The organism is Methanosarcinales archaeon, assembly GCA_014859725.1.
Lineage (GTDB): Archaea > Halobacteriota > Methanosarcinia > Methanosarcinales > Methanocomedenaceae > Kmv04.
Window position 1 is genome coordinate 1 of the sequence record JACUTQ010000035.1, and the last position, 17,042, is coordinate 17,042.

General features: G+C 42.2%; 20 protein-coding genes. 14 read left to right on the top strand and 6 right to left on the bottom strand.

Annotation, left to right across the window (positions count from 1 at the left end; translation table 11 throughout):
• The first annotated feature begins 46 nt into the window (after positions 1-46).
• The 4 genes from IBX40_04555 (at position 47) to IBX40_04570 (ending at position 2,243) form a co-directional block, all read left to right on the top strand.
• Complete coding sequence (locus tag IBX40_04555; GenBank protein ID MBE0523589.1) at positions 47-397, top strand: dihydroneopterin aldolase family protein; 351 nt, start codon at positions 47-49, stop codon at positions 395-397.
• Between the two features lie 20 nt (positions 398-417).
• Positions 418-1,179 (top strand): prepilin peptidase, encoded by a 762-nt coding sequence (locus IBX40_04560; protein MBE0523590.1) that lies wholly within the window; start codon positions 418-420, stop codon positions 1,177-1,179.
• Positions 1,180-1,235: 56 nt separating this feature from the next.
• Entirely contained in the window at positions 1,236-1,799 is a 564-nt protein-coding gene (locus tag IBX40_04565; GenBank protein ID MBE0523591.1) for a TMEM165/GDT1 family protein, read from the top strand.
• A 75-nt stretch (positions 1,800-1,874) separates the two neighbouring features.
• Positions 1,875-2,243, top strand: a complete 369-nt coding sequence (locus IBX40_04570; protein ID MBE0523592.1) for a rubrerythrin family protein — start codon at positions 1,875-1,877, stop codon at positions 2,241-2,243.
• Positions 2,244-2,294: 51 nt separating this feature from the next.
• Here IBX40_04570 and feoB read toward each other — a convergent pair whose 3' ends face one another.
• Together feoB and IBX40_04580 are read right to left on the bottom strand one after the other, a co-directional pair.
• Complete coding sequence (gene feoB / locus IBX40_04575) at positions 2,295-4,202, bottom strand: ferrous iron transport protein B (protein MBE0523593.1); 1,908 nt, start codon at positions 4,200-4,202, stop codon at positions 2,295-2,297.
• A gap of 65 nt (positions 4,203-4,267) precedes the next feature.
• Positions 4,268-4,939, bottom strand: coding sequence for a metal-dependent transcriptional regulator (locus IBX40_04580; GenBank protein MBE0523594.1), 672 nt, complete (start codon positions 4,937-4,939; stop codon positions 4,268-4,270).
• Positions 4,940-5,151: 212 nt separating this feature from the next.
• Here IBX40_04580 and IBX40_04585 point away from each other — a divergent pair, with 212 nt between their 5' ends.
• The gene (locus IBX40_04585; protein ID MBE0523595.1) at positions 5,152-6,963 is read left to right on the top strand and encodes a KamA family radical SAM protein; all 1,812 of its coding nucleotides are present in this window, start codon (positions 5,152-5,154) and stop codon (positions 6,961-6,963) included.
• Here the strand turns inward: IBX40_04585 and IBX40_04590 are convergent.
• The 3 genes from IBX40_04590 to IBX40_04600 are packed head-to-tail and all read right to left on the bottom strand — an operon-like array spanning position 6,960 to position 11,257.
• Positions 6,960-7,937: a hypothetical protein gene (locus tag IBX40_04590; GenBank protein MBE0523596.1), complete on the bottom strand. Its 978-nt coding sequence runs from the start codon at positions 7,935-7,937 to the stop codon at positions 6,960-6,962. The genes IBX40_04585 and IBX40_04590 overlap by 4 nt on opposite strands.
• Positions 7,938-9,572 (bottom strand): succinate dehydrogenase iron-sulfur subunit, encoded by a 1,635-nt coding sequence (gene sdhB, locus IBX40_04595; protein ID MBE0523597.1) that lies wholly within the window; start codon positions 9,570-9,572, stop codon positions 7,938-7,940.
• Positions 9,572-11,257, bottom strand: a complete 1,686-nt coding sequence (locus tag IBX40_04600) for an FAD-binding protein (GenBank protein MBE0523598.1) — start codon at positions 11,255-11,257, stop codon at positions 9,572-9,574. The genes sdhB and IBX40_04600 overlap by 1 nt, the downstream gene beginning before the upstream one ends.
• Before the next feature lie 108 nt (positions 11,258-11,365).
• On the opposite strand from IBX40_04600, the gene truD reads away from it, so the two are divergent.
• The 9 genes from truD (at position 11,366) to IBX40_04645 (ending at position 15,890) form a co-directional block, all read left to right on the top strand.
• Positions 11,366-12,691, top strand: a complete 1,326-nt coding sequence (gene truD / locus IBX40_04605; GenBank protein ID MBE0523599.1) for a tRNA pseudouridine(13) synthase TruD — start codon at positions 11,366-11,368, stop codon at positions 12,689-12,691.
• On the top strand, positions 12,675-12,869 hold the full coding sequence (locus tag IBX40_04610) for a hypothetical protein (protein ID MBE0523600.1): 195 nt from the start codon (positions 12,675-12,677) through the stop codon (positions 12,867-12,869). Before truD ends, IBX40_04610 begins: the two co-directional genes overlap by 17 nt.
• 25 nt (positions 12,870-12,894) lie before the next feature.
• Positions 12,895-13,155, top strand: coding sequence for a YhbY family RNA-binding protein (locus tag IBX40_04615; GenBank protein MBE0523601.1), 261 nt, complete (start codon positions 12,895-12,897; stop codon positions 13,153-13,155).
• Positions 13,156-13,282: 127 nt separating this feature from the next.
• A complete protein-coding gene (locus IBX40_04620) occupies positions 13,283-13,732 on the top strand; it encodes a 30S ribosomal protein S19e (protein ID MBE0523602.1) in 450 nt (149 codons plus the stop codon).
• Between the two features lie 37 nt (positions 13,733-13,769).
• Complete coding sequence (locus IBX40_04625) at positions 13,770-14,120, top strand: DNA-binding protein (protein ID MBE0523603.1); 351 nt, start codon at positions 13,770-13,772, stop codon at positions 14,118-14,120.
• Entirely contained in the window at positions 14,117-14,722 is a 606-nt protein-coding gene (locus tag IBX40_04630; protein MBE0523604.1) for an alpha hydrolase, read from the top strand. Before IBX40_04625 ends, IBX40_04630 begins: the two co-directional genes overlap by 4 nt.
• A gap of 26 nt (positions 14,723-14,748) precedes the next feature.
• On the top strand, positions 14,749-14,904 hold the full coding sequence (locus IBX40_04635) for a 50S ribosomal protein L39e (GenBank protein ID MBE0523605.1): 156 nt from the start codon (positions 14,749-14,751) through the stop codon (positions 14,902-14,904).
• A 15-nt stretch (positions 14,905-14,919) separates the two neighbouring features.
• Positions 14,920-15,189, top strand: a complete 270-nt coding sequence (locus IBX40_04640) for a 50S ribosomal protein L31e (GenBank protein MBE0523606.1) — start codon at positions 14,920-14,922, stop codon at positions 15,187-15,189.
• A 41-nt stretch (positions 15,190-15,230) separates the two neighbouring features.
• Positions 15,231-15,890 carry a translation initiation factor IF-6 gene (locus tag IBX40_04645; protein MBE0523607.1) on the top strand — a complete coding sequence of 220 codons (660 nt, stop codon included), beginning with the start codon at positions 15,231-15,233 and terminating at the stop codon, positions 15,888-15,890.
• Between the two features lie 17 nt (positions 15,891-15,907).
• Here the strand turns inward: IBX40_04645 and IBX40_04650 are convergent, their stop codons facing one another.
• Complete coding sequence (locus tag IBX40_04650) at positions 15,908-16,720, bottom strand: HAD family hydrolase (GenBank protein ID MBE0523608.1); 813 nt, start codon at positions 16,718-16,720, stop codon at positions 15,908-15,910.
• Positions 16,721-17,042 lie beyond the last annotated feature (322 nt).

Below are 17,042 nucleotides of genomic sequence, written 5' to 3' on the forward strand. Positions count from 1 at the left end.
TTAATAAGAGTAAATCGTTTATACTTTCCTTTGCTAAGTGTCTCCAATGATCAATGAAAGGGATAATGCATTATTTGAAGCAGGTATAAAATTAGGAGCCTTATATCACCAGTTCGTAGGTTCCCCTGTCAGCATGGATACCATAGAAAGCCTGGAGCAGGCAATCAGTGAGAGTATTTCAGTCCAGCCATATGTGGAAAATATTTCAGTAAAAATTAACAGGGATATGGTGGCAGCCCATAGCAGCGGAAAATTTGGATATTGTGAACTCGAAGGCCGGATGCTGGAGGTCGAAGCATTAATAGTGTACGGACAAATTACTGTAAAAGTTGGATTAAAATTCGATCAACCGCTGGACTACCCATTAATGCAGATCATTGAAGTGACAGAAAAATAAAACGGAGATTATCAATGCCCATTATTGATCTATTACGAGTTATTTATTGTACTCCTTTTCTCATTTATTCATGTTATACAGATATCCTTACACGCAGGGTATCCAACCAGGTATGGAAGATCATGTTGGTTGGTGGGGCATTATTTGTTATATATGACCTGTTAAATGGCGGGTTGCTTGCTCTATTAATTGTAGCATTGTCCGGGGGCATTATTTTCATTTTTGTATATATACTGTTCCAGCTGGGGGGATTTGGAGGGGCCGATGCTAAGAGTCTGATTGTCCTTGCCATTGTTATACCTATATACCCTGAAATCGAGTTATTAGGACTAACCTTCCCTCATCAGGGAGTGCCCTTAATTAACCTGTTCGCTTTTAGTGTATTCGGGAATGCGGTGCTATTAACAATAGTAGTGCCGCTGTCATTGTTATTGTACAATTTATTGACTCTAAAACCTCGGGAGATACTGGAAAAACCTGCATATATCTTTGTAGGATACAAAGCAGATATCTCAAAACTGTTGAACAGCCACATCAAGTTGATCGAAGAATATTACCTTTCAGGTAATGAGGTCCAGACCAAATTCAGGCGTGGTGGCGCAGATATCAATGAAGACACAGTTTCAGAACTTGAAAAATTTGCGACTGGCGGGCTAATGGACCGGAGAGTATGGGTAACACCTGGTTTGCCATTCATGATCCCTATCACGCTGGGATTTTTTACAGCCGTGTTTTTTGGGGATCTGATATTCATGCTTGCAAAATTACTATTAAATTACTAAGGTAATCTAGGTAATCTCCCGTATAGTAAATAACATAACAAAAAAGGAAGAATCCCATGGATATAACCCCGGCACTTACCACCTTCGGACTTATAGCACTGGCAGAGTTCGGAGATAAGACCCAGTTGATAGCGATCGCATTGTCTGCAAGGTATTCCAGGGTGCATGTTTTTGCAGGTTTGATATCTGCTTTTATAGTGCTTACCGCCATTGCTGTGGGTGTGGGAGAAGTAATATTAAATTTTGTCAATCCACATATCATCGGGTTCGGTGCAGGACTACTGTTTATTCTATTCGGGATAATGACATTACTATGGGATGACAATGATGAGGCTTCTATAAAGAATTCAGGAGCCAGTAGTGTCTTTTTTACTGCTTTCAGTATGATCGCGTTGGCAGAATTGGGAGATAAGACCGAAATTGCAGTTATTGCCCTGTCCGCCCGGTTCCACGCGCCAATTATGGTGTTTCTGGGTGCAGTATTGGCTCTAGGTCTGATCAGTGCAATGGGTGTAGCTATTGGAAGTAAGCTGTCAACAAAGATCGCGCTGGATAAACTCAGGATAGGGTCTGGAATTTTATTTATTGTATTCGGGATAATGTTCCTGATCGGAAATTAAATTTACGCAAATGTTTTATCAAACAAAAACATTATACTTTACACTCAACAGTATTTTTATTCGAGGTGAATATCAATGGGTTTACAGGAAATTTTAAAAGCTACCTTTAAGGGGGAAACCACGGAAGTTGGATGGTATCTGGCAATGTCAAAGATCGCTGAAGAAGAGGGACTTTCACATGTTGCCACTTATTTACGACAGATCGCAATGGATGAGGCATGGCATGCTGCAGAAGTAGCCAAACTTCTGGGTATGGTAAAGGATACCAAATCCAATCTTACCATGATGCTTGAAGGCGAGACTATGGCAGAGGTTGAAAAAGGAGAAGCTGCCGAGATGGCACGAAAGGAAGGAAATACAGCTGCAGCTTTGTTCTTCGAGAGTGCGGCAAAGGATGAGGCCAGGCACAAAGCAGGACTTAAAGGGATCGTAGAAAAACTCTAGGTCTCAATTACTTTTTCCAATTATTTTACCTTTATTTCATCATTTTTCTATTCACAGCAATATTAAACCAAGTTGATTGGAAATAGTACCCACAACAATTGACAGTATAATGGTAAATCCTGAGATCAGTATCATATTCTTCCACCCCAGTTCTCTACCGATAACAGCTATTGTAGCTGCACACGGGACATAGATGGTTGCCACCAGTGCAAATACATATATCTGCAGCGGGGTCATTGCATCGATAAATATGGCAGTACCTGCCAACACAGCCAATATTTCCAGCGCCATTTCCTTACGCAGGATGCCAAAGATAAAAGCAGTAGCAGTAAATGCTGGCAGGCCCAGCATTCCCACGAAAATTGGACTGGCCATATTCTCAAATACTGCCAATATCCCTAAAGTATCTATCACGCCAAGTAAACTGCTGCCTAATATCAGGATCGGGAAAGCCACGAATGTAAATCCTTTCATCCTGAACCAGGTTTTCTTTAGCATTACCTGCACATCAGGTTTCCTGAGCGGCGGCATTTCCATGATAAAGCCCACTTGATCACCTGACAATCCCTTACCCAATGTCCATCCGGTCAATAAGATAATGAAAAGTTCTATTACATATATGGAAATGGCGGCCCAAAATCCCACAAATGCACCTACTAGCCCCATGATAATAACTGTCCTGGCTGAGCAGGGTGTCAGGGCGATCATAGCTACTGTGATGATCTTTTCTCTCTGTGTATTAAGTGTACGGGCTGATATGATTGCTGGGACATTACAGCCGTATCCCAGAAGCAAGGGTATGATAGCACGTCCGTGTAAACCCAGCCTGTGCATGTACCTGTCCAGCAAAAACGCCACTCTGGGGAGGTATCCCGTACCTTCCATTAACGACAGGAACACATAGAACGTCCCGATAAAGGGTATAACGATAGCAAGCCCTGCCTCAAGACCTAATAGACCATAGATGATTGCACTTAAAGCTAAGGGATTTATTCCACTTAATGCCGAACCAACAGGAGTGATCACATAGGTTTCAAACAGGTTTACGATCCCTATCTCAAGATAACTGCCCACATTGAACACTACATAGAACATGATAAGCATAAAGGCTGCAAATATGGGCAAACCCCATATATTGGATGTCAGGATATCATCAACACGATCTATGAATTTCTTGGAAACGTCACTTTTTTTAAGTACTGTCTGTACCATCGAGCCTGATTCACCATAACGATCCCTTGTAATGGTATCTTTTATTGATATACCGTGGTCTGCTTCGATCTCAGGGGAGGCTTTTGATGCTTCCAGGACTTTTTCTGGATTTTCACAAAACCCTTCTACAAATTCCTTATCTCCTTCAAGGGCTCGAATACAGATACTGCGGCTTGTTTCAGGCACCTGCTTCCTGATATTTTCAATTGCACGCTCTACATGGTCGTCATATTTTACTCTTCGTCTCATCTTCTTGCATCGCTGGTGGCGCCTTGGTTGAACCGCCTCGATGGCTTTATGCAATGTTGTATCAATCCCGCTGCCTTTAATGGCAATAGTCGGAATAATATCTACACCCAGTTCTGACTCCAGGGCTTCAACATCGATCTTGATTCCCATTTGTTCGGCGGCGTCGATCTGGTTCAAGGCCACAACCATTGGTATATCAATCTCCAGCAACTGCAAAGTAAGATTGAGGTTTCTTGTCAGTCTGGTAGCATCTACGACATTTATGATCACGTCAGGACAATTTTGGATTAAGAATTTCATTGCTACCCTTTCATCCTCGGTGGATGCGGATAGAGAATAAATGCCAGGTAGATCTACCACATTTATTGACTGCCCTTCATGTTTTACTGTACCTTTTGTAATCTCAACTGTAGTGCCTGGGTAATTGGACACATCCACACCTATACCGGTCAGTCTTGAAAAAAATACACTCTTACCCACATTCGGGTTACCTACCATGGCAATGGTCAATGGGGTGTCAGGATCAAATTCGTTTTTTGTATCACAACATGATTTCAATTATTTCACGCTCTTTCGTCCAGGACGAGAATATTTTTTGCTATATCGCTACCTATAGCAACTTCAGCACCCATGGCAATTATGGACAGAGTACCTTTTCCAAGTTTACGTTTGATCTTGATCTTCTGGTCAGGTATGAGACCGATCGCTGATAACCTGTCCTTGACCTCCCGGGTCAGGGATATTACTTTTATTGTACCGCTTTCTCCTTCTTTTAATTCTGATAATGGAATATAATCCCTGTATGTTTGTGATGGTTTTGTGGGACAGCACTCTCCCTGACCTATGGGATTTCCATCTGGACAGATGTCCGGATGTCCCATATATGCACACATCTTCTCAAGAGTTGAATCTGAAATTGAGTGTTCCATTTCACAGGCTTCCTTATGGGCCTTGTCCGCTTCAGCACCCAACACATCAACCAGAAAGGTCTCTAATAACTGATGACGCCGTTTAATTCTCAGTGCTTCAGTACAACCGATGGAGGTCAGGGTAACCCCATAATAAGGTGTATATTCAATATATCCCGCCTCAGATAGCTTTTGAACCATCTCTGTAACACTGGGAGCTGATAGATTCAATTCATCTGCTATCTGGTTCGTTTTCGCCGGGCCGTTATTTTTTTTGGTAAGAAAGAGAATAGTCTCAAGATACTCCTCGATCCGTTCATTTACCATAATATTTCACAACACCACATTTTAGGCACTCCTAAATATATAGTTTTTGATTTAATACTTTCCAATATTATTATATGATTTGAAAAACAAGGAGTAATACAATAAACAGTTAAATAATGTAAGGAATTAGTTTTCTCATCAGTTTTCTGTTCCAGTTTAGGAATTTTTAACAAATACATTATCATTCAACAATTTACGACCAAAATTCAATCATGAAAGAACTTATCACCAGTACTAAGGAAGAATTAGCAAAAATATTATGGAAGTCAGATCCTCATATTTATAAGATACTCAAGAACAGTTCAAACGTTCATGATTCCAGAAACCGGATATTCCAGTACTTGAACAATGTAGATGCATCACTTTTTTCCATTTATTCACACACATCTTCAAGGGAAATGAACATCCTGGAAAAAAAGAATGCCAGGGATTGTATCAGAGTCCTGAGAACCATATTGAGGACGCAAAATGAAAAGCAGACCCATTTTTCAGCTCTCAGGGTGTTTTACAGGATCGTAAAAGAAAAAAGAGTGCAAAAGAATATCAGTAAAGGATTTCTTTGCGAATTCATTTTTCTTTTCAGAGGTCTGAACGGAAAATCCGGGTTATATGCCGAAAAGGTAACACCGTTGTATTTGAAATTATCAGGAAAAGAAGCAGCTCTTGAGCGCACCATATTTCTTGATGAATATGCAAGTAAAATGGAATATTATTTTAAACGATATCGGACAGGACTTGAAGATGATCTTGTACGGGAAAGAAATGAATTAAAGAAAGATATTCTCCATTTTTTCGATGCAAATGAAAATGACTGGAACGATTATATCTGGCACCTGAAACACATAATCTCGGATTCTAAGACCCTGCAACATTTGGTAAAATTTGATTCCAATGAGATCAGGGGATTGGAATTAGCTGAAGAACACAACATTTCGTTCCAGATAACACCGTATTACCTTTCATTATTTGATAAGGAGAACCGAAAGCAGTATGACCACTCAATAAGAGCTCAAGTGCTCCCCGGCGTAAATTATTGCAGGAATTACTTGAAAAGCAGAGAATCCGGTGAAAGCCTGGATTTCATGGAAGAAGCATCCACCAGCCCCATTGAAAGTATTACCAGGAGGTATCCGGAAATATTGATCTTAAAACCGTTCAATTCCTGCCCCCAGATATGTATCTACTGTCAGAGGAACTGGGAAATTAAGAGCCTTGATGAAAGTAAGACCACAGAAGATTCTGTATTGAAGGCTATTGAGTGGATCAATAATAATCCTCATATCACTGAAGTACTGGTCACTGGCGGAGATCCATTTACCCTGGATGATTCCTATTTGGACGGGCTGCTGGGGCGTATTTCCCAAATCGGTCATGTGGAGCGGATCAGGATCGGAACCAGAACGCTGGTCACCTTACCTTCCCGAATCACTGACAACTTAATAGACATACTCAGTAAGTACCATTCATTGGGTAAAAGGGAAATTTGTATAATGACCCATTTCCAGCATCCAACAGAGATCAATCCTGATACACTGGAAGTGGTTTCAAAGATCAAGAAACATGGCATCAATATCTATAATCAACAGGTATTCACCTATTATAACAGCAAGAAATTTGAGACCTGCCTGCTGCGAAAGACCATGAAAAAATCAGGAATTGATCCATATTATACCTTCAATACGAAAGGCAAGGAAGAAACAATAGATTACCGGGTGCCCATTTCCAGGATCGAACAGGAAAGACATGAGGAAGCCAGGTTACTGCCCGGCCTTGAGAGGACCGACGAACCTGTGTTCAATGTACCCAGGCTGGGAAAATCACACCTGAGGGCCTGGCAGGACCATGAAGTGATCATGATACAGCCCGATGGCAGGCGCATCTATCGTTTTTATCCCTGGGAATCCAAGTTGAAACTGGTTGAATCATATAATTATATTGACGTGTCCATTTACGATTATCTAAAACGGCTTCATCAGGATGGAGAGGATATTAACGAGTTCAGCTCGATCTGGTATTATTTCTAGATCTCATATCGTTTGGATGACCATATCTCTTTTAAGATCTTATCCTCATTCTTTTTATCCACTGAAACATCAAGACTTCTCTCAATTACTGGATAATTAAGGTCTTTCAATGTCTCGAACACGAGTCTTGTGTCCCCGCTTGCCACAATAAAGTCGATCTCCATACCGGATTCTTTGACCATAGAATGCAGTGCACTACTTACTTTTTTCAGATGATGCTGGATATCCTCATCACGAAGTTTCTCAAACCTGCGCTGACTCCAGCCCCCTTTGGTATGCTTTCCTTTTACACTGCTTCTTACGATCTGGTGGGAAGTAAATGAATCCTGACTGCCTGTGATTCCAATAAATGATTCACCAGCATGAATCAGCAGGATTAGAAGGTCGACTTCTTTTTCTATTAGGTGTTGAAGGGGTACGGTATCGAACCTGTTATCCAATTTCCACGAACTTGACTCTACAGGTAGAAAGGGTGCTACTGCTTCCCGGATCATTTGATTAGTATCATAAAAGACAACAATTCCTGTGGACGATCCTATCTTATCTATCAGACTAATGTTTTTTGGTTCCAATGAATCTAAAAGTTCATTTATATTTTCCAGATCTGATAGTGATTCTCCTGATTTGAGATATAAAGTAATTAAGCTGTTTTCCATTGCTTTGATGGAACTTATTTGAATGAAATACCTATCAATTGCCTGTTTTGAGATATTGCTGATATTTCGAAAAGTGAGTTCATTTGCAGTTTTTTGGCGCAATTTGGATAATTCATATTCCAGGGTCTCAATCTTTTTATTTGCAGAATTGAGTTCTTCTTCAACTACCTGCTTTTGGGACACAGCTTTTCGTGCAATCTCTTCTTTTGCTTCAAGTCGGGCTGTTATTGAGTCCTTTTCTGATCTTTGCTGTTCAAGCAGCGCTTCAAGTGAATTTATGTAATCAAGTTCTTTTTTCCCGAATATTTTTTTTAGCAATTATCGAATCTCCCTCATCTTGTCATTTTCACCAAATGCCCTGGAAAATATCTTATAGAAATCAAATATCTCGAACTTTATTGGTTCATTTGCTTCTTTTTTCAGTTCCAGCCCCCTTTCAAACGATAGGATACAGAAAGGACAGTTAGTCAATAACCCATCCACACCTTCTTCCTTTGCCACTTCCATCCTCCGTATCGCCAGTTTATCAGCAACCTCGGGGTAGGCCGCCCGTACACCTCCCCCGCCCCCGCAGCACAATCCTGAAGAGGGAACCCGGACCAGTTCCATGCCTGGTATTTTCCGGATAAGGTCAATATAAATGGATTCATCAAGTCCACTTGCCCTGATATGGCACGGATAATGATACATGGAACGCATATCAATGTTATTCAGGTCTTTTGTGTTAAGGATACCCCTACTGTCCATCATTGTCATATATTCACCCACATCATATATCTGGAAATCGAAATCAAGCCCGTATTCACTTGACAGCCTGGGGTAATCGTGCCTGAATGTGGAGTTGCAGCCCGAACAGCTGGTCAGGATGTGGCTTACACCGTGATTGGCATAGGTATTGAATATCTCGAAGTTCTGGGATATGAAAGGTTTCATGGAATCCAGCATACCAGCCCTCATGAAAGGACTGCCGCAGCATACCTGTTTTTTGGGTATATGGATCGCTACGTTGTTATGTTGGAAGATATTGATGATGGCTGCCGCTGTATCCTGCTGCCTGCGGTTTATGATACACCCAAAGAACAACACTACTTCTGCTACCGGTTCACCTTCAAATTCCTTAATAAACAGCTCATTTATTCCATGAAAATCGCGTTCATGATCAGGATATCTTTCCACGGCAGGAGGGGTTGTTACCGGAACACTGCCCCCTGTATCCAGTACAGACATTATGAGGCGCTTATGGGCTGGCATCGGACCGAAATCATGATCTACCGCCCTGTGCCGCAACTCTTCTATTACATCCCTTCGTATGGTAAGATCCTTGGGACAAGCGATCTCACATTCCTGGTCCACAGGACATTTATAGAGCCCCAACTCAACAAGCTGCCTTAACCTGTCATTACCCAATGCATCCCGGGGGTCGGATGCAAACCTGAAGCATTTCGCAATAGCTGAAGGACCGATAAATGACCTGTCAACATCAACCACATTGCAGTCGGAATAACAGGCACCGCAGAAAATACAGTCATCAACTTTGTTCAATTGTTCTACATCGGAGGGGGTTATCCCGCATTCATCATTGGTTGTAAGATCTGTGATAAGCCACGGCTGAACCTGTTCAATTGTCCGGTAAAATGGGTCCATATCCACTACCAGGTCTTTTATCAGACGCAGATGGGTAAGCGGTTCGATCAAGATACTGCCATCCTTTACCACATCCAGTGCCTGGGTTTTGCAGGCCAGCATTCCCCTGTGATTGACCCGTACTGCACATGAGCCGCAAATACCGCATCTGCAGGACCGCCTGAATGTAAGACTGCCATCCTGATGTTCCTTGATCTCTATCAGGCAATCCAATATTGTCATGCCTGTGGTAATATCCAGCTCAAATTCCTGAAGAAAAGCTTTCTCATCCCTATCCGGATCAAACCTATGAATCCTTAATAAAACCATTAATATATCCTCCTCTGGGGTGAATATTTAGTAATCGTCACTGGCCTGTATTCCAGCACCGGGCCAGATTCTCCGGGATATGCCAGGGTATGGACAAGCCACTGTTCATCATCCCTTTTTGGGAAATCTGACCTGGAATGTGCGCCCCTGCTTTCATTCCTTGCAAGTGCACCCGCAGCTATTATCTCTGAGAAATCCAGCAGGTTCCTGAGTTCCATAGCCTCTACAAGTTCGGTATTAAAGATCATCCCTTTATCCTTGATATTGATACTATTGAACCGGGATTTGAGTGTCTTGATCAATTGCAGTGCCTCTGTCAAATCCTCTTTATTCCTGAATATCCCACATTTTTCGGTCATTGTGGACTGGAGATCAGACCTGATATCTGCCACATTTTCACGCCCGTTTTTATATTTTATCTCTTGGATCTCTTGCTCAACATCTTCCAGCGTACTGGCAGGCACAGGTTCCAGACCAGTCTTTTTCACGAACATTTTAGCACTTATCCCGGCCCGCCTGCCAAACACGATAGTCTCCATCAGGGAGTTCCCGCCAAGGCGGTTGGCACCGTGCACGCTGACACAAGCACATTCCCCTGCAGCGAAAAGGCCGCTGGTACCCGGAACCTGACCGTTAACATCAGTGGGTATGCCTCCCATGGAATAATGGGCAGTGGGCTGAATAGGAATTGGCTCTTTAATGCAATCGACACCTGCAAAACTAAGAGCAATATCATGTATCTGGGCCAGCCGTTCCATGATCAAATCCTTACCAAGGTGCCTTAGATCCAAATGCACGCCTCCATCCATGCCCCTCCCCTCATTGATCTCGGTCTGGATGGCTCTGGCTATTACATCCCTGGATGCCAGTTCCAGTTTTGTGGGTGCATATCGTTCCATGAAGCGCTCACCCAGGTTGTTGATCAGGTATCCTCCTTCACCCCTGGCTCCTTCTGTGATCAGTATCCCGTGTTTGTATAATCCTGTGGGATGGAACTGCACGAATTCCATATCCTGCAGGGGCACACCTGCACTGTATGCCAGTGCCAGCCCGTCCCCGGTATTGGCATGGGCATTTGATGTGATCTTGAAAGCCCGGCCGTACCCGCCTGTGGCTAAAAGCACGGCCTTTGACCTGATAAGTTCAGTTTTTCCTCGTGTCATGTCATATACCACCACTCCCCGGCAGATATTGTCTTTAATGATAACGGAAAGCACATGCCATTCTGAATATACCCTGACCCTGTGTTTCATTAATTGTTCATACATGGTCTGCAGCAGGATATGCCCGGTCTTGTCAGATGCATAACACGTGCGTGGATACGTGTGCCCACCGAAATCCCGCTGGGCTATCCGGCATTCATTTGTCCTGCTGAATATAGCACCCATTGCATCCAGGGTCCTGATATCGTCCGGTGCCTCTTTGCACAGAATTTCTATGGCATCCTGGTCACCCAGGTAATCACTCCCCTTAACAGTATCCTGGATATGGGTTTCAAGGCTGTCCCCGACTTTGTTTGCCCAGTCATCCAGGACAGCAGCGATCCCACCCTGCGCTGCGCCTGAATGTGAACGTAAGGGGTGGACCTTGGATATTAGGGCCACATCTATTTCTTTACTGGCTTCCAGAGCAGCCCTCATTCCGGCCAGGCCGCCGCCAATTATAAGGAGGTCGTGAGTAATCATGTTTTTATTTTATTCACATTAATCTGCAATATATTTGTGGTAGTGTGGAATTTCTCATTTCATCCAGTAAAAAGATACATCAACCATCAGTCACATCCTACCACCTAAATGCTACCACCAAAAATCGAGCAGGATATCGGCATTTCAGTCTATGCCACCTCCACACCGGGCCTTAATGGGACTATAAAACAGGTGCCTGAAGACTTTTTGGTGCAAGAGATCACAAACCGGGAGGAAAAGATCACAGGCAAGCAGCTCATATGCACTCTCACCAAAAAAAACTGGGACACCCACCACCTGATCAGGGACTTATCCCGTATCCTCCACATCAGTCAGCAGCGAATAGGATTAGCCGGGACCAAGGATAAGAATGCCCTGACTACTCAGAAGATCAGCATCTATGACCTGGATGAATCCCAGCTTGAACGGGTCAGGCTAAAAGACGTGAAAATAACTCCTATCGGCCGCTCAGATAAAAAAGTAAGCCTGGGAGATTTGTGGGGCAATAAATTCAAGATCATAATTCGGGGTATAGACCATTCCCTGGACGAAGCAGAGCAGCTGATGCATCATACCTCATCCCAGATATCCGAGATCGGGGGAGTGCCCAACTTTTTTGGCATCCAGAGGTTTGGTATTCAGCGCCCTATTACACATTTAGTAGGCAAAAAACTGGTTGAAGGAGACCTGGAAGGTGCGGCACTTATGTACATCGCCCACCCCTGCCCTGGAGAATCCCTGGAGGGAAGAGAAGTGCGGCAATATGTGCTTGATACCCGCGACTTCAAAGGCGGTCTGGAAAGATATCCACTGCGCCTGAGATTTGAACGGGCCATGATGAACCACCTTGTTGAACATCCCCGGGATTATGCAGGTGCTTTCAATGCCCTTTCCCCCAATCTCAGAAGGATGTTCGTGCATGCTTACCAGTCATACCTTTTCAATCTGATACTAAGCCGTCGTATGGAGACAGGTCTTCCTTTCAACCTTGTCCAGCAAGGAGATATCGTTTGTTTCAAAAATGCAGTAGGATTACCTGATACAACCAGGTTGCAGATGGTAACCGAAGATACCCTGGATGGTATCAATAACCTGCTGCGAAGGGATCGTGCCTTCATAACTGCACCTCTTATAGGATATGAGTCTCAATTATCAGAAGGGGTGCCGGGTGAGATCGAACAATCTGTAATGGACGAAGCAGAACTGGATGTGGAAGGTTTCAAAATGGTCATTTTGCCAGAACTTGCCAGTAAGGGACTGCGCCGGGAGATTATTATTCCTGTTAAGCCAGCCTATATTGTTATCGAGGATATGTTAAATCCTGGACATATAGCTATTGAACTTGATTTTAACCTGCAACGAGGTGCGTATGCTACCACAGTGCTGAGAGAATATACTAAAAGCGCTCCTTCCATTAATGCAATTTATAAATAACTGGCAGAATCATTCCATCCGTGGGGTTCAGATAGAAGACATCCGCCATCAATTTAATATACCAGGAGACATACCTATACTACCAACTGTAGCTACTAATAAACAGGGAGTATATGAAGCATTTGAAATACTGGTGGAAGTAATAACAGCAGCTAAAGAAGTGAAGGAATTCCTATAAAATTAAAATCTTTTTTGACAACTAAATGAAACGAAAACTATCTGATTTGAAACACGAAGCATCGCAGCTGAGCCCACTGATAAGTGTAGGTAAAAACGGGATTACTGAAACGCTTGTAGAAGAGCTTATTTACCAGCTAAAGCAGCATAAACTTGTTAAAGTTAAAATACATAAGACAGCTCTTAATAACGAGGATAAAATGACATTGGCTGAAGAACTTTCAACACGTACGGGGTCACAATTGATTGAAATGCGTGGAAGTAACGCGGTCCTGTACAAAAAATAAATGGTCGTAAAAAGTCTATATGAGACGATAGATTAATCAACATTACCTGCATATACGATAGCCCTTCAAGAATAATCATTATATCAAATCAAATTCAATTTAATAATTACAAAAGGACGGAAGAAATATGACAACTGTGTATGATGTACCTGCAGATTTATTGATCAAAAATACAGCAGAAAAACTAAAATCAGAGGATATGGTCCAACCACCAGAATGGTCTAATCAAGTTAAAACCGGCATCCATAAGGAGCTCGCACCATTGGATAATGACTGGTGGTATACCAGATGTGCATCTGTAGTAAGGAGAATATATATTGACGGGCCTGTAGGTATCTCAAAGCTTAGATCTTTTTACGGAGGCAAGCAGCGTCAAGGCGTTTCTGCTCCTGCGCATGTGAAAGGCAGCGGTTCAATTGTCCGTGAAGCACTCCAACAGCTTGAAAAAGCAGGTCTGGTAAAGTCTATGAAGAAGGGTCGGATTATTTCTCCAAAGGGACAGTCTTTACTTGATAACCTGGCCAATGATGTAAAATCAGGGCTGTTAGAAGAAATCCCTGGTCTTAGTAAATATTAATACTTGAGAATATCCAGGATAAATTGGAGGTTATGGTATGGCCGAGGATGAACTTGAAGCCATCAGACGTCGGAAGATGGAGATGATGAGGCAGCAACAGCAAGCTCAGATGTCGGACCCCCAGGTTGCGGCCCAGCAAGAGCAGGCCAGAGCTGAAATGGAGGCTAGAAAACAATCCATCTTACGGAGCATTCTAACTCCGGAAGCAAGGGAAAGGTTAACCACCCTGAGAATGACTCGAGCTGAACTGGTTGAGAGTGTGGAATCCCAGCTTATCGGATTAGCACAATCGGGACAACTTCAGGGAAAGATCGACGATGCCAGATTAAAGGCGCTTTTGCAGCATATCCAACCTAAAAAACGCGAGATGAGCATTACCCGAAAATGAAGGCAAAGGTACTGTTCAGCAGTGGTAAGGACAGTTCACTTGCTGCTATTCTGCTGGAACCCTTTTTCGATGTGGAATTGATCACAATCAATTTCGGTATAGTACCGACATTTGATATTACCAGAGAAACAGCCACAAAATTGGGATTTCCTAGTAGTGAAAAAGTCCTGGATTCATCATTTATTGTAGAGGCGGCATCAATGTTGATTGAAGACGGATCTCCCGGGCGGGCTATTAATCATCTTCATAACAGTGCTCTTGAAGCTGTATGTTCAGAGCCAGATACAATTATTGTTGCTGATGGAACCAGACGTGATGATAGGGTGCCAATGCTCACGGTAAGTGAGGTAAGAAGTCTTGAGGATCGACATAAAATAAAGTACATAAGACCACTTATGGGATATGGTCGCTCGGCTGTAGATGCACTGGCAGAAGCACATATTCAAATAATTCAAGGAGATAGTGATAAAGTGGAAAAGGCTGATTATGAGGTGGAACTCAGGTCATTCATACGAAAACAATATATCGAAGGTGATAGTATTGTGGACAGTTTGTTTCCAAAACATATTCAATCACATGTAATAAACAAAATAAATTCATAAATTCATAATAATAATGGTGTTATAGTATGAGTCAGAAGACAAAAGGCAAAAAGAAACGATTAGCCAAAGTACATAATCAGAATCATAGGGTTCCGTCCTGGGCAATCATCAAGACCAATAGGGCAGTTGTGACCCACCCAAAGAGACGGCATTGGAGACGTGGTAGTCTTAACATTGGATAAACAAGGTGAGAAACAATGGTAGAAGCAGGTGAAGAACACGTTTATATTATTCCTCTCAGAGGAGTAAAGTTTGTCCCCAGATGGTTACGCAGTAAAAGAGCTGTTAAAGAAGTTTTCAAATTCCTGGAACAACACACCAAGACTGATAAAACTCAGATCAGATTGGATACTGCAATAAGTGAGAAAATCTGGGAGCGAGGGAGCCAGAAACCTCCATCCAAGATAAGAATCCGTACAATGAAATTCGAGGATGGCATGTTAGAAGCTGAACTCGCATCCGAATAATTATTTTATTGTGATTTGGGGTAGCCCCTTTTAGGAAAATAATGGATCGTAGGATTAATTTCAGGGGTAATTCAGTACTTGGTGTATTTGCCAGGTGTACTGAGGATTTTGTTTTACTGCCTCGAGAAGCAGACAGGGAATTAAAACAGACCATAGAAAATTTCTTGGACGTTACTGCTATTTCAACATCCCTTGACGGCAGTAGCATTATAGGTTGTTTATGCTGTGGGAATAGTAAAGGATTTTTGGTATCGGAAAAAGCCAATAAAGATGAACTAAGTGACATCGGGAAGAACGTGCCAATTCAACGTCTTGAAGGTATTCTTACAGCTCTCGGGAACAATATTCTGGTAAATGACACCGCAGCTCTCGTAAACCCGAATATGACAGACAGTGCTGTTGAAAAAATAGAAGAATTCCTGGATGTGGATGTGCATAAGGGAACAATAGGCGGGCTCAAAACAGTAGGCATGGCTGCCTGTGCTACAAATAAAGGTATCCTGGTACATCCCATGGCCAGCAAATTCGAGCTCGATCGTCTGGATGAAATATTCGGTCTGCCAGTGGATATCGGGACCGTGAACCTGGGTTCACCTCAGGTGGGGTCAGGATTATTAGCTAATTCAAAAGGATATGTAGTTGGTCGAGAAACCACAGGACATGAGATGGGCAGGATCGAAGATGCTCTGGGATTTCTGTAAATCAATTTATTACTATTCTAATCCAGAAGTATTTTCTTTACAATATCTATTATCTCAATAATATCAGTAATTACTGTATCAGCTTCACAGGACAGCCGCTTTAATGGCTTTCCTGTTTGCTGTATTGATAAAATACTTTTATCTGCTGACCTGAAAGCCAGTATATCATTCAGGCCGTCCCCCACCATTACAACTTTGTCATATTTTTCTTTTAAGTGGTTAATCACCCATTCTTTCTTTTTAGGTGTAGCCACATCATATACCCGTTCAATCGGTATATTTAATATTTTAGCAAGATTGCTAAGATTTCGCATACTATCCCCGGATGCTATGTAAGCATCCACACCCATCTCTTCTAATAATTCTAACGTAATCGAAGTATGCGAAAAAAGCCTGCCTCCTGTGCAGATTGTATATACGATTGATCGGGATTTTGCATTTATGATAATTCCAATTCCCAGATAGAATACATTTGGACATTTATTCCTGATTATCACAACTACATTATGCAGATCATGCATTGTAGTCAGCCTATCATTCTTAATTGATTCATCCACTTCTTCAAGGGTCATCGGACTACTGGAACAGCTTAGTGATGTCTTGACATTGTTCTGTTGTAAAAAATCATATATCCTTTTATGGGACTGGCAATTCATTATTTTTGCAGGATCTGTATGAAAAACAACAAGACCCTGATTGGCTTTTTGGCCAACCAGGGTGGTGGTTATGATTTTATCTAAATATTCGCCTGAAATGATATCCTTCGCGGCTCTGTACATATTAAGCAAGGTCCCTGCACTGTCAAAGACGACTGCAATCTTTTTCTGCATCGTATCTTAACTTAATATTACACTATAATTAATTTACTAACTAAAATATGAAGAATGGACACTTGCAGAAAAATATTGTTGTGGGGATAGTTATTGGATAGGACATGGTAGGTAAATAAAAACTATCTCAGGTATTGCAAGCATCCTATTTTATCATTATTATTCATTCTATTTATATTGTGCGGTTAAATTATTAGGATCTCTCCTACATTTTGGTTGGTAAATATCAGACGGGATTTACAGGATATTGATTGCTTATTTTCACCTATTATTTCTCTTATGCCTCAATTTTACGTTTCGCTCCGGCTGATGAAAGAAGAGG